Origin of the sequence: Flavobacterium profundi (assembly GCF_006491645.1) — a bacterium.
Lineage (GTDB): Bacteria > Bacteroidota > Bacteroidia > Flavobacteriales > Flavobacteriaceae > Flavobacterium > Flavobacterium profundi.
In genome coordinates, this window is the sequence record NZ_VDCZ01000001.1 from 374,508 (window position 1) to 391,684 (window position 17,177).

At 31.4% G+C, this 17,177-nt stretch carries 15 protein-coding genes; 6 read left to right on the forward strand and 9 right to left on the reverse strand.

Translation table 11 applies throughout. The features are described from left to right. Positions 1 to 151: 151 nt before the first annotated feature. On the forward strand, positions 152 to 520 hold the full coding sequence (locus FHG05_RS01930; protein ID WP_140996314.1) for a group III truncated hemoglobin: 369 nt from the start codon (positions 152 to 154) through the stop codon (positions 518 to 520). Between the two features lie 372 nt (positions 521 to 892). On the opposite strand, the gene FHG05_RS01935 is transcribed toward FHG05_RS01930, so the two are convergent. From FHG05_RS01935 to FHG05_RS01965, 7 genes are all read right to left on the reverse strand, one after another. After that, a complete protein-coding gene (locus tag FHG05_RS01935) occupies positions 893 to 1,375 on the reverse strand; it encodes a hypothetical protein (RefSeq protein WP_140996315.1) in 483 nt (160 codons plus the stop codon). 304 nt (positions 1,376 to 1,679) lie between these two features. Beyond that, the gene (locus FHG05_RS01940) at positions 1,680 to 2,156 is read right to left on the reverse strand and encodes a hypothetical protein (protein ID WP_140996316.1); all 477 of its coding nucleotides are present in this window, start codon (positions 2,154 to 2,156) and stop codon (positions 1,680 to 1,682) included. A gap of 44 nt (positions 2,157 to 2,200) precedes the next feature. Next, positions 2,201 to 3,970, reverse strand: coding sequence for a T9SS type A sorting domain-containing protein (locus FHG05_RS01945; protein ID WP_140996317.1), 1,770 nt, complete (start codon positions 3,968 to 3,970; stop codon positions 2,201 to 2,203). Between the two features lie 74 nt (positions 3,971 to 4,044). Beyond that, a complete protein-coding gene (locus FHG05_RS01950) occupies positions 4,045 to 4,545 on the reverse strand; it encodes an SBBP repeat-containing protein (RefSeq protein ID WP_140996318.1) in 501 nt (166 codons plus the stop codon). A gap of 141 nt (positions 4,546 to 4,686) precedes the next feature. Further along, on the reverse strand, positions 4,687 to 6,078 hold the full coding sequence (locus FHG05_RS01955) for a T9SS type A sorting domain-containing protein (RefSeq protein WP_140996319.1): 1,392 nt from the start codon (positions 6,076 to 6,078) through the stop codon (positions 4,687 to 4,689). Positions 6,079 to 6,271: 193 nt separating this feature from the next. Further along, positions 6,272 to 7,024, reverse strand: coding sequence for a LytR/AlgR family response regulator transcription factor (locus FHG05_RS01960; protein ID WP_140996320.1), 753 nt, complete (start codon positions 7,022 to 7,024; stop codon positions 6,272 to 6,274). Positions 7,025 to 7,047: 23 nt separating this feature from the next. Further along, entirely contained in the window at positions 7,048 to 9,897 is a 2,850-nt protein-coding gene (locus FHG05_RS01965) for a sensor histidine kinase (RefSeq protein WP_140996321.1), read from the reverse strand. Between the two features lie 275 nt (positions 9,898 to 10,172). On the opposite strand from FHG05_RS01965, the gene FHG05_RS01970 reads away from it, so the two are divergent. Further along, entirely contained in the window at positions 10,173 to 11,231 is a 1,059-nt protein-coding gene (locus FHG05_RS01970) for a 3-oxoacyl-ACP synthase III family protein (protein ID WP_140996322.1), read from the forward strand. Positions 11,232 to 11,267: 36 nt separating this feature from the next. On the opposite strand, the gene FHG05_RS01975 is transcribed toward FHG05_RS01970, so the two are convergent. Continuing rightward, positions 11,268 to 12,548: a metal-dependent hydrolase family protein gene (locus FHG05_RS01975; RefSeq protein WP_140996323.1), complete on the reverse strand. Its 1,281-nt coding sequence runs from the start codon at positions 12,546 to 12,548 to the stop codon at positions 11,268 to 11,270. A 139-nt stretch (positions 12,549 to 12,687) separates the two neighbouring features. Here FHG05_RS01975 and FHG05_RS01980 point away from each other — a divergent pair, with 139 nt between their 5' ends. The 4 genes from FHG05_RS01980 to FHG05_RS01995 all read left to right on the forward strand — a co-directional run bounded on the left by FHG05_RS01980 (position 12,688) and on the right by FHG05_RS01995 (position 15,783). Further along, complete coding sequence (locus tag FHG05_RS01980) at positions 12,688 to 13,212, forward strand: class I SAM-dependent methyltransferase (RefSeq protein WP_140996324.1); 525 nt, start codon at positions 12,688 to 12,690, stop codon at positions 13,210 to 13,212. A gap of 39 nt (positions 13,213 to 13,251) precedes the next feature. Continuing rightward, a complete protein-coding gene (locus FHG05_RS01985; RefSeq protein WP_140996325.1) occupies positions 13,252 to 14,106 on the forward strand; it encodes a glycosyltransferase in 855 nt (284 codons plus the stop codon). Between the two features lie 163 nt (positions 14,107 to 14,269). Further along, a complete protein-coding gene (locus FHG05_RS01990; RefSeq protein WP_140996326.1) occupies positions 14,270 to 15,019 on the forward strand; it encodes an MlaE family ABC transporter permease in 750 nt (249 codons plus the stop codon). After that, positions 15,016 to 15,783, forward strand: a complete 768-nt coding sequence (locus tag FHG05_RS01995) for an ABC transporter ATP-binding protein (protein WP_140996327.1) — start codon at positions 15,016 to 15,018, stop codon at positions 15,781 to 15,783. The genes FHG05_RS01990 and FHG05_RS01995 overlap by 4 nt, the downstream gene beginning before the upstream one ends. Here FHG05_RS01995 and FHG05_RS02000 read toward each other — a convergent pair whose 3' ends face one another. Next, positions 15,784 to 17,172: a DUF389 domain-containing protein gene (locus FHG05_RS02000; RefSeq protein WP_140996328.1), complete on the reverse strand. Its 1,389-nt coding sequence runs from the start codon at positions 17,170 to 17,172 to the stop codon at positions 15,784 to 15,786. It lies immediately after the preceding gene. Positions 17,173 to 17,177: the final 5 nt, after the last annotated feature.

Genomic DNA, 17,177 nt, shown 5'->3' on the forward strand with positions numbered 1-17,177 from the left:
AATGGTGACTAAATAATTAAAATTAGACCGTCACCCATACTTATAATTGTCATTTCGAACGAAGTTGAGTGCTCTTTATCTCATAAGAAACTCTTTTTCTTCGAAATGACTTTTTTTTAGCCCTACCCTTTTTTATTTTTATACTATGAATATGAAAGACATAGCCACTAGAGAAGATCTTCTGTTCCTTATGCAACAATTTTATGACAAACTTTTAGCGGATGATGAAATAAATTTTTTCTTTACCAAAATAACACACACCGACCAACATTTACCGCATCATTTTGAAGTTTTAGCCACTTTTTGGGAGCAATCTTTGTTTATGAAAGGTGGTTATACCAATAATATGTTCCAAATGCATAAAGAGGTACATTACAAACATGCCTTTACAAAAACGCATTTCGATATTTGGCTCCATCATTTTTACACAACTATCGATGCTCATTTTAAAGGAAAAGTAGCTGAACAAATGAAAACGAACGCTTTAAGTATGGCAACGGTAATGCAAATTAAATTGTAATAAAAAAGCAGCTCCTGTAACCTCATAAATACCGCAACGCTTCTTCGGAATAGCTTTTCGCTTTTACCTACTTGCAAAAAGGATATCATTATAAGCTTTAGGGTTATAAGTAACAGCTTTTAGCTTCTTCATACTAGCTTTTTGATTCTAATTTAAAGCATAAAGCTTCTTTCGAATACCTTTTTGGTTCTAAGGAATTGCTCAAAGGTTATTTTTTAAAGCTTTTAGGTTCTACCGAATAGCTTTTAGCTTCTTTCAATGAACTAAACGTTTAGCACTACTACCTTAAAGAGTACCTAAAACAGCTTTTTACAAGACGCATAAAAAAAGACCCCTTTTATTGGAGTCTTTTTTCTTGAAGCATTGCAATGTTTATTCTGCCTTATTCGTATTGATTTTTTTACCTCGTTTAATAAATCGTTGGCTTAAATCTTCATAAATAGGTTTTGCTGTAACAATTCCTTTGCTATTTGCTTCTTTAACCTGACCATAATATAACATAGCTGCTTGTAATGCTTCACTTCCAGCTAGCATCATGGTATCGTTTACATCAGTAGCTAATTGATTCGCTAGATTCAAAATAGGATTTAAAACAGTTACAACGGCTTCATCTTTTAGAAATTCATCTTTATCCATATAAGAAGGAACAAATTCTGGATTGGTATCTACATAAGATTTTGTTTTTTGAACAGTAGCGACAGTTTTGTCTCCCATTTTAAATAAAGAAATACGTTCTTCCATTGTTAAACCTTGTAAATAAGGAGATAAGGCTGTTTTACACTCTTGTAGTTTTTGTGTTACTGTATCAATTACCGCCTGTGGAATTTCGATACTAATTTGATTTTTTGCATTCATGTTTTTGAAATTAATTGTTTATAATTCCAAAACATTACAAGTTATGTACCAAAAAACACGATTCCTTATCAATAGTATTTCATTTTAACATTTTTACCGAAATATAATTAATCAAATAACTGATTTATTGTTGTTTGCTATTTTTAAAAAAAATAAAATTTAACTAAGAACATAGATTTATTGTAATGGTTTCATTATTTAGAAATTACAAATCGCAATTTGTGGATAAAAAAACAACCCCTAATGGAGTTGTTTTTCAAAACATATCTATAAAATAAACACGATAAAATTCTTCCGTTTTGATTTATATATTTGAAAGATTTAGTTTGGTATACGTTTCAGTTATGGTATTTGTAATTGTAGTTTCTGTTCCATTAGTTGTAACTGAAATCTTTTTTACCACTAGAGTAGTTTCATTTATACTTATGATTTCATACGTCATTTTATAGGTCTCATCTAAATTTTTGAATTCCATTTTTGAATTTGCAATAGTATAGTGATAGGTCTCTGTACTTTCTCCACAAACAAAACCATTCCCATTATATATGGTATTTCCTATTGTAAAAGAACCATTCCCATTCGCATCTAACACTATATTATTTCGCCCATTTTCGCATAACGAGATTGCTATTGCATTATCGTCTGCATCTTTTTTGGAACTTAATATCCATGTAGCATGGTATTTTGAAAAATCTTCAGTAGTAGTTGCTGTATCATCATCTTTAGAACATGACACTAAAATTAACCCCATAAGAAACCATACAAAAATTATTTTTTTCATTTTTATTTATTTTTAAATTAAACTTGTTTTTAATGAATCACTTATTATTGTTTTATTATTTTCTTTACAATCGCATCACCGTCTATTGTTGTTGCCTTTAACACATACAAACCATTTGATAAAAGAGACATATCCATATTGTTATCAATTATATTCATTGGTATTTTTTGTCCTGAAAGAGTGTACAATTCAATGCGCTCCAGTTCTTTCTTGGACTGAATTGTTACTCTATTTTGTACCGGATTGGGATATACAGAGATTAGTGAAGTAATTTCGAAATCATCACTACCTAATGCTGCACAATCATCACTATAGCTCGCTGTTACATCTTTAACCCAAGTTCCATTGGATGGCGGTGTAAAAGCAGCGTCAATTTGAATACAAGTTAGACTAGAATTGTTAGTAGCATTAAATCCTATAAAATTCGCATTATTTGTATTATTCACATTTAATGTTGAAAGGTTGTTATCGTTACAATATAGCTCAGTCAATTGCGTATTATTACTTAGATCCAAAGAAGTAATTTGGTTATAATGACAACCAATATAGGTTAGGTTTGCATTATTTGATACGTTTAAACTGGTAAGTTGATTATATCGAATATTAAGTAGCGTTAATGCGGTATTATTAGATAAGTCAATAGCTGTTAACGAATTTTGAAAACATTCCAAATTAGTCAATGCGGTAAGCGTACTCACATTTAAAGTTCCAATAGCATTATTGTGGCATAGTAAGCTTGTTAATGAGGTAAATGCTTCAATACCTGTCATGTCAGAAATTGAACTGGAAGAACAATCAATTGTGCCAGTGAATGCCTGTGCTTCACCACATTGAATTTCAGTGTCTCCATTGGTATTAATGGCTGTATTGTTAACTAAATAATTTTTAAAATTGGCATCTGGAATAGTTACAATACAAGCATTGGGTTGTTCTAATTTAATAACATAAACGTCATTCCCTGTTGTACTGTTATTAGGCACTGTACTATTTGAAAAAGGATTTATCGCAAAGTTTCCACTTGCCGTATACCCAGACATATACACATTATAATTATCGTCTACTGAAATTCCCCATGCATCATCGTTATCCATAGATTTTAAACTGCCACCCCACAAATAAGTTCCTGCATCATCATAACTGGCAATGTAAGAGTCTTTCGCTCCAAAACTAGAAATAGAAGCACTTGAGGTAGGATTTAAATATACTAAGCTCGTAAACGTCCCAGTAGTGTATACACGCTCTGGGTTTCCTTTTACGGCAATACTTGAACCTCTATTATCGGAACCAGTTGTGCCTCTAATTTGTTTCACCCAAACGAATGTGGAAGAAGAAGTATATTTAGCCACAAAAGAATCGATACTTCCTGTTCGGTTCAATATATCTCCACCACCGGAACCAGTTGTATTAAAATCAGCTTGAGGTCCTGCAAAATAACCCGTTACATAAATGTTATTATTGGCAGAAGCTACATCTAAAACAGTATCATTTGATGAAGAACCCAATGATCTTGCCCAAGAAAAATTACCATTCCCTGCTTCTAATACCTGAATAAATCCAGTTGATGTTGAATTACTGTTACTATACAATAAATTGCTTGCAACACCTGGATTAAAATCTACTGAGGTACCTATAAAACTACCCACTGTTACTACTTTATCATCATCTGTAAGAGCAATACCATAAGGAATTTCATCATAACCTGCTCCTGTAGCATTTGACCACATTCTTTCTCCATTCGAATTGTATTTAGCTACAAAAAAATCATAATTTGCTGAAGCACCTGCTCTTGTTAAGGTAGTAAATGTGCTATTCAATCCTCCAAGAGTTGCAGAAGCTGTATTAAAGAAGCCAGCTGTATAAATATTTCCTGAAGCATCAGTAGTAATACCTAAAAACCTTCAGTTCCGCCACCAGAAAGATCTAGCACCCATTGTAGTGTTCCTGTTGTATCCATTTTCAACAAAAAACCATCATAACCACCATTACTACTAAAGCCTCCAAAACCAGTAAATGTTACTGCATTTTGAAAACGGCCACCCACATAAATATTTCCCGAATTATCTATTGCTATTCTTTGCCCAAAATCAATTCCTGTACCACCATACGTTCGTACCCAGCTCAAAGCACCAGACGCATCTAATTTTAAAATAAAAATATCCCTACCTCCAGTTGCATTAGCGGTTTGATTAAAAGTCCCCGCTCCTGGATCAAAATCAACCGTACCAGAATATTCACCTGTTAAATAGACATTTCCATTGGCATCAGTAGCATTATCATAGACATATAAATTTTGGTTGTTTCCAAACATTCTTCCCCAAGCATAATTAGGCGTTTGTGCATTTGCAAAATAGAAAGCGACTAAAGAAAGGAACAGTAGTATTTTTTTCATAATAAAGTATTTTAGAATTTTAAGTCAAATGTAGCTTTGGTAAACAACAAATTAAAGCACCAACTTCTGAATGAATTATTTGGGCTTCTAAACAGAAAAGCGACTCAAGAGTCGCTTTCAAATTAAACTTAAAAAAACAAATTATTCTTTCATTACCTTACTAGTCATTATCTTACCTGTTACAGTAGATGCTTTTATGAAATAGTATCCTTTTGGTAATTCGGACATATCAATTGTATTATTTACTTGTGGAATGGCTATTATTTGTCCTGTAAGTGTATAAATAGTGATTTCTTCTAAATCTTCTATCGATTCCACTGTTAATATGTTTTTTACAGGGTTAGGATAAAGAGAAAATAGATAATTATCAAAATCTTTAGTACTCAACAAAACTTCACCTTCATAAGCTCCTCTATCAACTGTAGTATTCTGAATTCTAGTATTACCTGCAATATCAGTAATTGTTGTAGCTAAAACCCAATTATTATTTCCCGAATCTAGAGCTGGTGAACCCGTTTGTAGTCTAAAATCACTTGTGTTAGCATCTACAAACAAAGGATTTGCTAATAAATTATTAGTTCCACCAGTAAAAGATTGTAATATTGAATCATACACATTAAGAATACCACTACTTGAGATTTCTGCACCAGTAGTGGTTGTACTACCATTTTTAGAATTATTCCAAAAAATAGAATTATAAATTAAATTATTATTTGAGCCTGAATTAATCCAAATAGCTCCAGCAGTTGAACTTCTATTATTGTGAAAAGTTGAATTTCTACAATCTATTCTTGTTCCTCCTTGATTGTTAATAGCGCCTCCCCATATTCCAAAATTATCATCAAACAAACAATTATCTACAGTAACATTGGAACTATTATTTAAACATAATGTTCCATACAGAGAAACATTTTTTTGAAATTTACATCTTTTCACGAAAACATTTGATCCTGCAAAATTTATTGCACTTCCAGAGCTTCTATAAATTGTGTTTCCTAAGAAAGAATCACTTACAGTACCACTCATAGTTGTTTGACCTCCTTTAAAAGTAAACCCATTTATTTCACAAGGTGCTGTAACTGATGCTACTACTAAAATATGATATGCGTTTTCATTGGTATTTGCAAAACCAGAAAGTGTACTTCCAGTAGTATCTAAAGTGTCATCGTTATTAAAATCTCCACTTAAAATTGTACTATTATTTTCTGGATCAGCTTGGTCTTTATCCGTTTCATTCCCTATAAAACCGCCATAAAGACTTATTCCCATTGTATTAAAGTGAAAGTTTCTAGTTCTTAAATCAGATGGAGAAGGATTATTTGTAAAATTCTTAGTTGGATAATAAGTACCTTGTTTTACCCAAATCTCATCTCCTGTAACTGCTAGGTTTAATGCCTCTTGCAAATCCTTTTTAGCAGTTGCCCAAGACAACCCGTTTAGATTATTATTAGGTTTTGAAGCATCTACATAATATACAGTACTATAACCATAGAATGCAGTAAAAAGAAATGCTGTTAGTAAAATTTTTTTCATAATCAAGTAAATTTAATTTTACATCAAAAATAATCTCTTATGAATGTCGCTAAAAACGTCAACTTCTGAATGGAGTATATCAACTTCTAAAACATTAGAACATAATGGAAAACAAAAATAAAGCGATGCAAGTATATAAAACAAACAAGGTTATTTCAAGTCGGTTATTCTCAAAAAAGTGTTTCATGCAGGGTTAATTTAGTTCGCTAATAATTTTTAAAAGTTCGTCTTTTTTATCTTTAGACACTGGCACTAAAAATTTATTTTCTAGTTCAATATACGTTCCTTCTTTCTTAACTAATTTTTGCAAATATTGTAAGTTAACCAAATAAGAACGGTGAGGTTTATAGAACATATCTTTACTTTCCAGCAAATCTGTAAAATACTTTAACGGTTTACTAATGAGCATTTTCTTATCATTTTTTAGATAAAATTGGGTATACATACTATCTGCTTCTAAAAGAAAAATATCTTCCAATTTTACAAACAAAACACCATCTTCCACGGGCAAAGCCAATTTGTTAAATTTCTCAGAGGACAGTGCTTTTTTGAGCTCTGTTAAGCGTTGTTGCACCTGATTTTGTTCGAGTGCTTTTTTTGCCTTTTCAACAGCTTCTTTCACTTTATTAGGGCGAAGCGGTTTTAATAAATAATCGATTGCTGAAAATTCAAACGCTTGAATGGCATAATCACTATAAGCCGTTGTAAAAATAACTTCAAACGTAATATCATTAATATCTAAGAATTCGAATAACTGAAGACCGGAATGTTGTGGCATTTCAATATCCAAAAAAACAATACTTATGTCTTCTTTCTTAATGATTTCTATACCTTTTAATAGATTTTCTGCCTGAAAGATTTCTTCAATTTCACTGCAATATTCACTTATAATAGTATGCAAAAGCGATCTCGCTTTACTTTCATCATCAATAATTACAACTTTCATTATGCTTTTATTTTAATCTATTTTTAATTTAAAATTGGAATAGTTACTACAACTCTGGTTCCCAAAGACCGATTATCTTCGTCAAATAAATCTTCAATTTCTAATCCAATTTTTTGACCAATATTTTGATTTAACAATTGCAATCTGTTATGACTCGCTTCCGTTGCAAATGATTTATGTTTTCTATTTTTATTAATTTCTTGACTGGCTTTTCTTCCTATTCCATTATCTGTAATGATGCATTTTAGAACTGTTCCTTTTTCAAGAACAAACTCAATGTCTATATGTTTTGCACCTTCTTTATGTAACAAGCCATGTTTAATTGCATTTTCCACAAAAGGTTGAATTAAAAAAGAAGGTATTTGTATGCTATCGATATCCAAACTCTCTTTATAACTAACTTGATAATCAAACTCATTTTCAAAACGCACTTTTTCTAATTTCAAATACAGCTCTAAGGTTTCTATTTCATCTCTAAGCGTAATATAATCTTCTTGACTGTACTGCAAATAGCTTCGCATTAAATCGGCAAAATCTCCTAAATAATTGGATGCTAATTCTTTTTTATTTTGCAATATAAACTCTTGAATACTATTTAATGCATTAAACATAAAATGAGGATTCATCTGTGATTTTAAAGCTGTAAGCTTAGATTTATTTAGCTCTTGTATGTATTTTTCTTTTTCAATTTCCTCATTTTTTTTACGAATCAAATAGCGAATTCGCGTTCTATAATACATTACCACACTACAAGTGATTACTAGAATTGCACCCACTATAAATTGCCATTTTTTCCAAAAAACCGTTTCCACTTCAAAACAAAAGGTTTCCATTTGATTGGAAACTTGCGAATCATCTTTAAGCTTTACTCTAAACTCATATTTCCCAGCTGGTAGTTTTGTAAATTTTATAGTATTGTTATTATAATCGGTTGTATACCAATTTTCATCATATCCTTTCAATTGATATACATATTTCAAATTCCTTTTATCTTTATGTGTTACTGAAAATATGCTAAATTCTATGTTATTTTCAGCAGAAGACAAAAATTCATTGGTTCCAATTTTTTTAAATCCGTTTACAATTACATTATCAATTTTAAGGGTTGGTAAACTTCGGGAATCACTGATATCATCAAAATTAAATTTCTGAATTCCTTTAGAGGTAATTACGTAGATTTGGTTATCCAAAATTTCAAAATCGAAAATAGCATTAGACAATAAGCCTTCCGATTTAGTAAAGTTTTTAAACGTCTTTTTTTTCAAATCATACCTTTGTAAACCTTCATTGGTAGAAACAAAAACAGAACCTTTGTCATATACAAGTTTTAAAACATTATTAGATAAAAGTTGGTTTTTAGTTGTAATTTTACTTATTAATTTGTCTTTTTCAAATATTAAAATCCCACTAGAAGAAGCTACCCAAACTTGATTTTCAACTCTAATTATATGAGATGCAAAAACCGTTTGCCCATCTACTTTAAGCTTAGAAAAAGTTTTATTTTTAAAAATTTCCAATCCTGTAGAAGAACCTATCCAAAGTATTTTATTTATTTCATCATTGAATACCGCATAACTTCTCACACTATAATTTAAATTTTGCCCATTTAGCTTTTCATCTAAATAATACAATCCTGAACGCGTCACAAAATAAATAGAATCGGAAAGCTGGTTTTGAAAAAAATCATATTTATTATAATTATTACTCGCTAAAAAATTAAGATGCGTTCCATCGTAAATTTGACCGTTTACAAAAAAGAAATCTGACTTAGGTACATATTTTAAAAACTCAATCTTTTTCTGATTTTTAAGTTCAATTTTAATGTCGTCTTTATTTAATTTATATATCGTTCCTTTGGTACCTCCAAAATAAATATTGTTGCCTTTTTTTGTAATTTTCTTTAGATCGTCTTTTTCTAACAAATCATTATTTGTATAATCAATTACATTTAAATTCGGAATTAATACAATTCCTTTCCCAAAAGTACACAGCCAAAAATTGCCTTCGGTATCCTCTAAATAAGAGGATATAAAATAATCTTTAAATAAAAGTTTGTTGTTATATAATGGATCTCCATTTAAAGTAAAACAATACACCCCATTTTTAGAACTCGTGAGCCAAACCAAATCCTTCTTTTTAGAAAGTATAGCCGAGTAATGTATTGACTTATCATTGCAAACATTAAAATCAACAACAGTATACTCTTTTTCCTGTTGTACTAATGCTTTTGGTTCTAAGTTTACAAATAGCGCGATATCATTCGTATAGGTAATTTCAGGTTTTAATAGGTTATTAGATATTTGAGGCAACTCTGTTTCAATTACTTTTAATTGATTATTAAAATACAGAAAAAGCTTTTGGTTTTCAGAGAAAAATAATTCTCCTTGTGCATTCTTTACGATTTGACAAGCACTCTCCTTTTGGTACTTATAAATTAACTCAACTTGCTTATTTTTTTTCACCTTTAATAGGGCATTAACAGATACTAAAAGTGCATTATCAGTATCAAAACTTATGTAAATAACGCTGGAAATATATTCCTTTGGAATTTGCCAATACAATTCTAACTCCCCATTGACAATTCTAAAAATTTGTCCGCTGAGATTGTAACAATAAATCATTCCATTATTGTCTTTGGTTAAACCAAAAAGCGACAAATCTTTAACAATTGCACTAGAGACAACATTAAAATGCAAGCCATCATAGTGATACAAACCATTATTAGTAGATAACCAAACAGTATTATCCTCATCTTGAATGATACTATAGATATTCACACCCGCTAACTCTTCTTCACCAATTATAATATGCGAAGGTTGTTGTGCAAAGCAGGCATATGTTAGTAATAGAAAAAAAAGTAGTTTATTTTTCATTCATCGATTTATTCCTTCAAAAATACAGTTTTGACGAATTACTTTTAACTATAAACTTTTAAAAATGCGTTTTGAGTTTCTGAAATCGATAGTTTTTAGTCCTTACGAATTATATATTTTCCGACAATAGACCTATTAAACCATATGACAATAACAATATCATAATTTTTAAAGCCTATTTTGATAATTTCATAATTTATTACAATAACTATAACGTTTTAGATACTTTTTAAGAAATAATCTATAATTTCGTACTGTTAACCCAATAGATCACCATGAATATAAAAATAACTGGATCTGGAAGTTATATTCCTACCGAAATTGTATCCAATATTGATTTTGCAAAGCACGTTTTCCTAAATGATGATGGAACTCCATTTCCACATCCTAATGATGTTGTTGCTCAAAAATTTTTAGAGATAACCGGCATTCAAGAAAGACGCTATGTTACTTCTGACTTGAACACTTCTGACATTGCTACAATTGCCGCAAAAAAAGCAATAGAAGATGCTCAAATAGATCCTGAAACCATTGATTATATCATTTTTGCTCATAATTTTGGCAATGTAAAAAATGGAGCCATACAAGCAGATACGTTACCCAGTTTAGCAACAAGAGTAAAATTTGATTTACGTATTAAAAACCCAAAATGCGTTGCTTACGACATGCTTTTTGGTTGTCCTGGTTGGATTGAAGGTGTTATCCAAGCCAAAGCTTTCATTCAATCGGGGATGGCAAAAAAATGCTTGGTTATTGGAGCAGAAACACTTTCTAGAGTCGTAGATTTACACGATAGAGATTCTATGATTTATTCCGATGGTGCTGGAGCAACCATTATTGAAGCCACAAAGGAAGAAGGTGGTGTTTTAGCGCATGAAAGTGCTAGTTTTACATATGATGAAGCCTACTATTTGTTTTTTGGAAATTCATTTAATAAGACACATGACCCTGATGTACGCTATATTAAAATGCACGGTCGTAAAATTTATGAATTTGCATTAAGTAATGTTCCCAAAGCAATGGCTGCTTGTTTAAATGAAAGCGGAATTGCAATTGATGAAGTAAAAAAAGTATTGATTCATCAAGCTAATGAAAAAATGGATGAAGCTATTATTCATCGTTTTTACAAATTATATAAAAAAACACCTCCTGATGGAGTGATGCCAATGAGTATTCATAAATTAGGCAATTCAAGTGTAGCCACAGTACCTACTTTATATGACTTACTAACTAAAGGTAAATTAGAAGGACACGAACTAAAAAAAGGAGATGTTATTATTTTTGCATCTGTAGGTGCTGGAATGAATATTAATGCCATTGTATATCGAATGTAAAATAAAAAAGGGGTTGCTAGTTACAACCCCCTTTTTTTATTCATTTTTATACACTTTACCACTCTTCATAACAAATGTAACCTTTCCCATTACTTCTATATCTTTAGTAGGATCACCATCAACTGCGATAATGTCTGCCAATTTTCCCTTTTCTATAGCACCCAAATTTTCGGATTGTCCTAACAAATCAGATGCATTTAAAGTTGCTGTTTTTAAAATTTCCATAAAAGGCATCCCAACTTCATGCATGTAAATAAATTCTCTCCAATTGTCTCCATGTGCAAACACTCCTGCATCGGTTCCAAAGGCTATTTTTACACCATACTTATAAGCACGTTCAAAAGTATTTTGAATTTTAGGACCAATGGCCAACGCTTTTGGAACCACTATTTCTGGATAATAATTCGGAATTTTAGCAAATTGTCCTACTGCTTTTCCAGCCGTTACCGTAGGTACTAAATACGTTCCATGTTCTTTCATCAATTGCATAACTTCTTCACTCATATACGTTCCGTGTTCAATAGAATGAACCCCACCAATAACCGCTCTTTTCATAGCCTCTTCTCCATGACAATGTGCCGCTACTTTAAACCCATAATCATTAGCAGTACTTACAATAGCTCGAATTTCTTCAATCGTAAACTGAGAATTTTCTCCACTTTTTGCTACACTTAAAACACCTCCTGAAGCTGTTATTTTAATTAAATCACTTCCATCTTTATAACGTTGTCTTACTGCCTTTACACATTCATCAACACCATTAGCCACTCCTGATTCTGGACCTGGATTTCCCATTAAATCACTTCGATAACCATTCGTAGGATCGGCATGTCCACCAGTAGAAGCTATTGATTTTCCAGCTGTAAACACTCTTGGTCCTTTTACTAAATCTGCATTGATAGCTCTTCTAAGTGAAATATTAACATTGGTTCCACCTAAATCTCTAACTGTTGTAAATCCGGTTAATAAAGTTTTCTCAGCATAACCTACGGAACGATACGCAATATCCGCTTCGTTCAATGTAAATTCTTCCAAATATTGCTTGGGATTCGTTTCATGCTCCAAATGCACATGCATGTCTATTAAACCTGGCATAACTGTTTTAGTAGACAAATCCAAAAAAGTGTCGTTCTTACCAACTGTTACCTTTTTATCGGTTACACTTTCAATTCGATCACCCACTATAACAATATTTATATTATTTAAAATGGTACCCTTTTTTACATCCACAAATTTTCCGCAGCGTATAATTGTTTTATTTTGAGCCCATGCAATCGTGACAGTCAAAAGCAAGATAACAGAAATTATTTTTTTCATTTTTGAAGTATTTGATAGGTTTAAAAATACAAAAAAAGAAGTTGCTATAATAATCATTTTAAAAGCATTGAATTCTTTGTAACTTTACAGCGAATATTTTTAAATTCATGAACAAAATAAAACTGTTCCTCATAAAATTATGTACGAGAAAACCTATCCCAATAAGCGCTTTAAACTTACTTTAGAATTTCTAAAAAAACATATTACTATTTCTGAAACTATATTGGATTTAGGAGTACCCAATCCTTTTTCTAAGATTATGCAAGCCAATGGGTATACTGTTATCAATACCAAAGGTGAAGATGTAGATAAAGATCAAACTACCTTACAAAATGAGACGTACAGTGTTTTTACGGCTTTTGAAATCTTTGAACATTTACTAAATCCTTATACCGTTTTAGAAAATGTTACTTGTGACAAAATTTTAATTTCTATTCCGATGCGCTTATGGTTTTCAGCAGCATACAGAAGCAAAACGGATCCTTGGGACAGACATTATCATGAATTTGAAGACTGGCAACTTGATTGGTTGCTGGAAAAAACAGGGTTTAAAATTATAGATCGAATTCAATTTACGCATCCTGTAAAAAAGATAGGTTTTAGACCTTTATTACGTTTTTTTACACCAAGATATTATTTGGTATATGCAGAAAGAGTAAAGTAGTGATTAGCAGTTAGTAATTAGTCTATAGAAAAACGCATAATGAAATATCAGATACTTATTCCTGCTCATAATGAAGAGCAATTTATAGGAAAAACATTGGAATCATTAGTTAATCAGACCTTACCTCCAAAAAACATTTTGGTAGTGAATGATACTTCTACAGATGGTACTCAAAAAATTATCGATCAATTTTGTTTTACTTATCCAGATATTATTTCTTCTGTTACCATACAATCAGAAGCCATTCATTTACCAGGAAGTAAAGTAATTAACGCGTTTAATTTTGGGTTGCAATTTATTTCAAATGACTACGACGTCTTAGTTAAAGCAGATGCTGATTTGATTTTTCCTCCCCATTATTTTGAGACCATAATCCAACATTTTAAAGCCGATGATACCATTGGTATGGCAGGTGGCTTTGCTTATATTGAACGTAATGGAACTTGGATTTTAGAAAATCTAACCGACAAAGATCATATTAGAGGTGCTTTTAAAGCCTATCGCAAAAATACTTTTAAAGAAATAGGTGGTTTAAAACCCGCTATGGGTTGGGATACAGTAGACGAGTTACTTTGTAAATATTACAACTGGAAAGTAGTAACCAATCCAAACTTACAGGTAAAACATTTAAAACCTACAGGAGCCAATTACAACAAAGCGTCTCGTTACAAACAAGGCGAAGCTTTTTACAGTTTAGGATATGGTTTTTTAATTACTGCTATAGCCTCTTTAAAATTGGCTTTACGAAAAGGAAAACCTTTATTATTTCTAGATTATATGAAAGGGTTTTGGAAAGCCAAAAAAGCCAAAAAAGAATTATTAGTTACCTCAGACCAAGCGCAGTTTATTAGAAACTATCGTTGGAAAAAGATGAAAGAAAAAATTTTTGATTGATATTGGAAATTGCGTTAGTGATGGAAACGGCATCCTTTTGCTACATGAAAGGGAGCGAAAGATACAGTGTACAGCACGACCTGAAAGGGAACGCTCAAAAAAACTTACAACTTATCGCCTACAACTCACAACTTCTTATTATTTTAGCAGATATTTATAAACCATGATGCTAATTCGTTATTTATCCCAAATAGGAAGGTATTTCATTATGTTGAAAGAGGTTTTTAACAAACCTACCAAATGGAGCATGATGAAACAACTAATATTTAAAGAGATTGATGATTTAATAATAGATTCTTTAGGGATTGTTTCTTTCATTTCTTTTTTCGTAGGTGGAGTTGTAGCCATCCAAACAGCATTGAATTTAACCAATCCTTTAATACCAAAATATTTAATTGGTTTTGCCACTAGGCAATCGGTAATTTTAGAGTTTGCACCAACCTTTATTTCAGTAATTATGGCTGGAAAAATGGGCTCTTTCATTACATCAAGTATAGGAACCATGCGTGTTACAGAACAAATTGATGCTTTAGAAGTAATGGGAGTAAATTCTTTAAATTATTTGGTTTTCCCAAAAATAATTGCTTTGTTATTGTATCCCTTTGTGATTGGATTGAGTATGTTTTTAGGTGTTTTTGGAGGTTATATTGCTGGTGTATATGGTGGTTTTACTTCCAGTGCCGAATTTATTCAAGGAATTCAAACCGAATTCATTCCTTTTCACATTACCTATGCTTTTATAAAAACGATAGTTTTTGCCTTAATATTAGCTACTATACCTTCGTTTCACGGCTTTTACATGAAAGGTGGAGCGCTTGAAGTAGGGAAAGCTAGTACCGTAGCCTTTGTTTGGACTTCAGTGGTTATTATTTTAATGAACTATATTTTAACACAACTCCTTTTAAGCTCATGATAGAAGTAAAGAATTTAGAGAAGACTTTTGGAGATCAAAAAGTACTAAAAGGAATTACAACTACTTTCGATTCTGGAAAGACCAACTTGATTATTGGGCAAAGTGGTTCAGGAAAAACAGTGTTTTTAAAATCGTTATTAGGCATTCATACTCCAGAAGCGGGAACGATTGAATTTGATGGTCGTGTGTATTCGAATTTAACAGACGATGAGAAACGAGAACTTCGTACAGAGATAGGCATGGTATTTCAAGGAAGTGCGCTATTTGACAGTATGACGGTTGAGGAAAATATTGGTTTCCCTTTAAAAATGTTTACCAAAAAAACAGCTGCAGAAATAAAAGAACGTGTCAATTTTGTAATTGATCGCGTTAAATTAATTAATGCCAATACGAAAAAACCTTCGGAAATTTCGGGTGGAATGCAAAAAAGGGTAGCTATTGCAAGAGCTATTGTGAATAATCCAAAATATTTATTTTGTGACGAACCTAATTCAGGTTTAGACCCTAAAACAGCTATTGTAATTGACAATTTAATTAAAGAAATTACAGAAGAGTATGATATTACAACTATTATCAATACTCATGATATGAACTCGGTGATGGAAATTGGTGATAAAATTGTCTTCTTAAAAAACGGTCTCCTAGAATGGGAAGGCTCTAACAAAGAGATTTTCAAAACAGATAATGAAGCGGTAACTGATTTTGTTTATTCATCAGAATTATTCAAAAAAGTAAGAAGAATGTATTTGGAAGACGATAAATAATTAATCGACTTTAACTTCCATTTTTTTGACTTTCAATTTAGTTTTTAACCAATTCTCTAATTTTTGAGCGGTTTCGGCTTTAGTTTTGGTTCCAACTTTAGTATTCCATTTGATTTCAAAAGTAGGAATTGTATCGACTTTACTAAAGTTAGTCACCAATTTTTCAGCATAACTAACTTCTTCTATAGTAGCATCCAATGCTTTCATCTCTTTTGTAATTTGATCAAAAGACATAATTGTTGCTTTTTTAGCCGTCAATTGGTTTTTCAAATCAAATATTTGTCGGTCTTTATCCAGTAAGTCGGCATCTTTCTTGACTAGTAATTGTTGGTTTGACAAAAAGGATTGCTCAATATCTTTCATTTTTGTCATGGTTTCGATACTACCATTGTCTTGAAAAACCTTAAATTCACAATTAGCATATCCTAACTGTGTCATTTTTTGCTCAAATTCTTTGACTTCATTTTTTGACAAACTTTTACCAATAACGGCAAAATTAATTTGTCTATTCGAATAATCTTTTTTCACATCTAAAATTAAAACCCCTTTTTCAGTTTTTAATTCTTCAATTAAGGCATCTACTTTCTGATTAAAATCAGAACGCTTATACAATAGATAAAACATATATACACTTGGTATAAGAATTGCTAAAGCCGTTAACGAAATCGCTCTTGAAAGCAATTTTCTACGTTTCGAATTAGCATATTCTTCGTAAGGGAATTTCAAAAAACGAACGACTACAAAGGTTGCAGAAGCAATAAAAATTGTATTGATTGAAAACAAGAATAAAGCCCCTCCGAAAAAATTCCATTTCCCAGTAGCCAAACCATAACCAGCAGTACACAAAGGAGGCATTAAGGCAGTTGCAATTGCTACACCTGCAATTGCATTGAATAATTTATTGCGTTGACTAATCGCCACAATTAATGACAAACCTCCAGAAAGCGCAATAATTACATCCCGTACATCTGGGAAAGTTCGTGCAATTAATTCTTGAGTTTCATTTTGGAAAATAGGAATACTGAAAAACAAAAAAGAAGTCAGTAAACTTAAAATCACCATGACAGCAAAATTATTCAACGCCTTTTTTAATAAATCAATATTGTTAATTCCTAGGGAAAGGCCAATACCTAAAATGGGACCCATTAAAGGCGATATTAACATGGCTCCAATAACTACAGCAGTAGAACTTGTATTCAAACCTACTGAAGCAATTAGAATTGAGAAAATAAGTACCCAAGCCGCAGCACCCTTCATGTAAATTCCTGCCTTGATATCGTCAATGGTATTGGTTTTATCGGAATCTCTTGATATATCAAAAATACCAACTACAAATTGTTTGATTTGTTTTACTATTTCTGAGAAATTTAACGGCGTATTATTTTCCATATTTA

Bases quoted from the DNA above. Each gene is read 5' to 3' on its own strand.
- FHG05_RS01965 (WP_140996321.1), bottom strand. From the start codon at position 9,897: ATGAAAAATAAACTACTTTTTTTTCTATTACTAACATATGCCTGCTTT.
- FHG05_RS02000 (WP_140996328.1), bottom strand. From the start codon at position 17,172: ATGGAAAATAATACGCCGTTAAATTTCTCAGAAATAGTAAAACAAATC.
- FHG05_RS01960 (WP_140996320.1), bottom strand. From the start codon at position 7,024: ATGAAAGTTGTAATTATTGATGATGAAAGTAAAGCGAGATCGCTTTTG.
- FHG05_RS01940 (WP_140996316.1), bottom strand. From the start codon at position 2,156: ATGAAAAAAATAATTTTTGTATGGTTTCTTATGGGGTTAATTTTAGTG.
- FHG05_RS01930 (WP_140996314.1), top strand. From the start codon at position 152: ATGAAAGACATAGCCACTAGAGAAGATCTTCTGTTCCTTATGCAACAA.
- FHG05_RS01985 (WP_140996325.1), top strand. From the start codon at position 13,252: ATGAAATATCAGATACTTATTCCTGCTCATAATGAAGAGCAATTTATA.
- FHG05_RS01975 (WP_140996323.1), bottom strand. From the start codon at position 12,548: ATGAAAAAAATAATTTCTGTTATCTTGCTTTTGACTGTCACGATTGCA.
- FHG05_RS01955 (WP_140996319.1), bottom strand. From the start codon at position 6,078: ATGAAAAAAATTTTACTAACAGCATTTCTTTTTACTGCATTCTATGGT.
- FHG05_RS01970 (WP_140996322.1), top strand. From the start codon at position 10,173: ATGAATATAAAAATAACTGGATCTGGAAGTTATATTCCTACCGAAATT.
- FHG05_RS01950 (WP_140996318.1), bottom strand. From the start codon at position 4,545: ATGAAAAAAATACTACTGTTCCTTTCTTTAGTCGCTTTCTATTTTGCA.
- FHG05_RS01935 (WP_140996315.1), bottom strand. From the start codon at position 1,375: ATGAATGCAAAAAATCAAATTAGTATCGAAATTCCACAGGCGGTAATT.
- FHG05_RS01995 (WP_140996327.1), top strand. From the start codon at position 15,016: ATGATAGAAGTAAAGAATTTAGAGAAGACTTTTGGAGATCAAAAAGTA.
- FHG05_RS01990 (WP_140996326.1), top strand. From the start codon at position 14,270: ATGATGCTAATTCGTTATTTATCCCAAATAGGAAGGTATTTCATTATG.
- FHG05_RS01980 (WP_140996324.1), top strand. From the start codon at position 12,688: ATGTACGAGAAAACCTATCCCAATAAGCGCTTTAAACTTACTTTAGAA.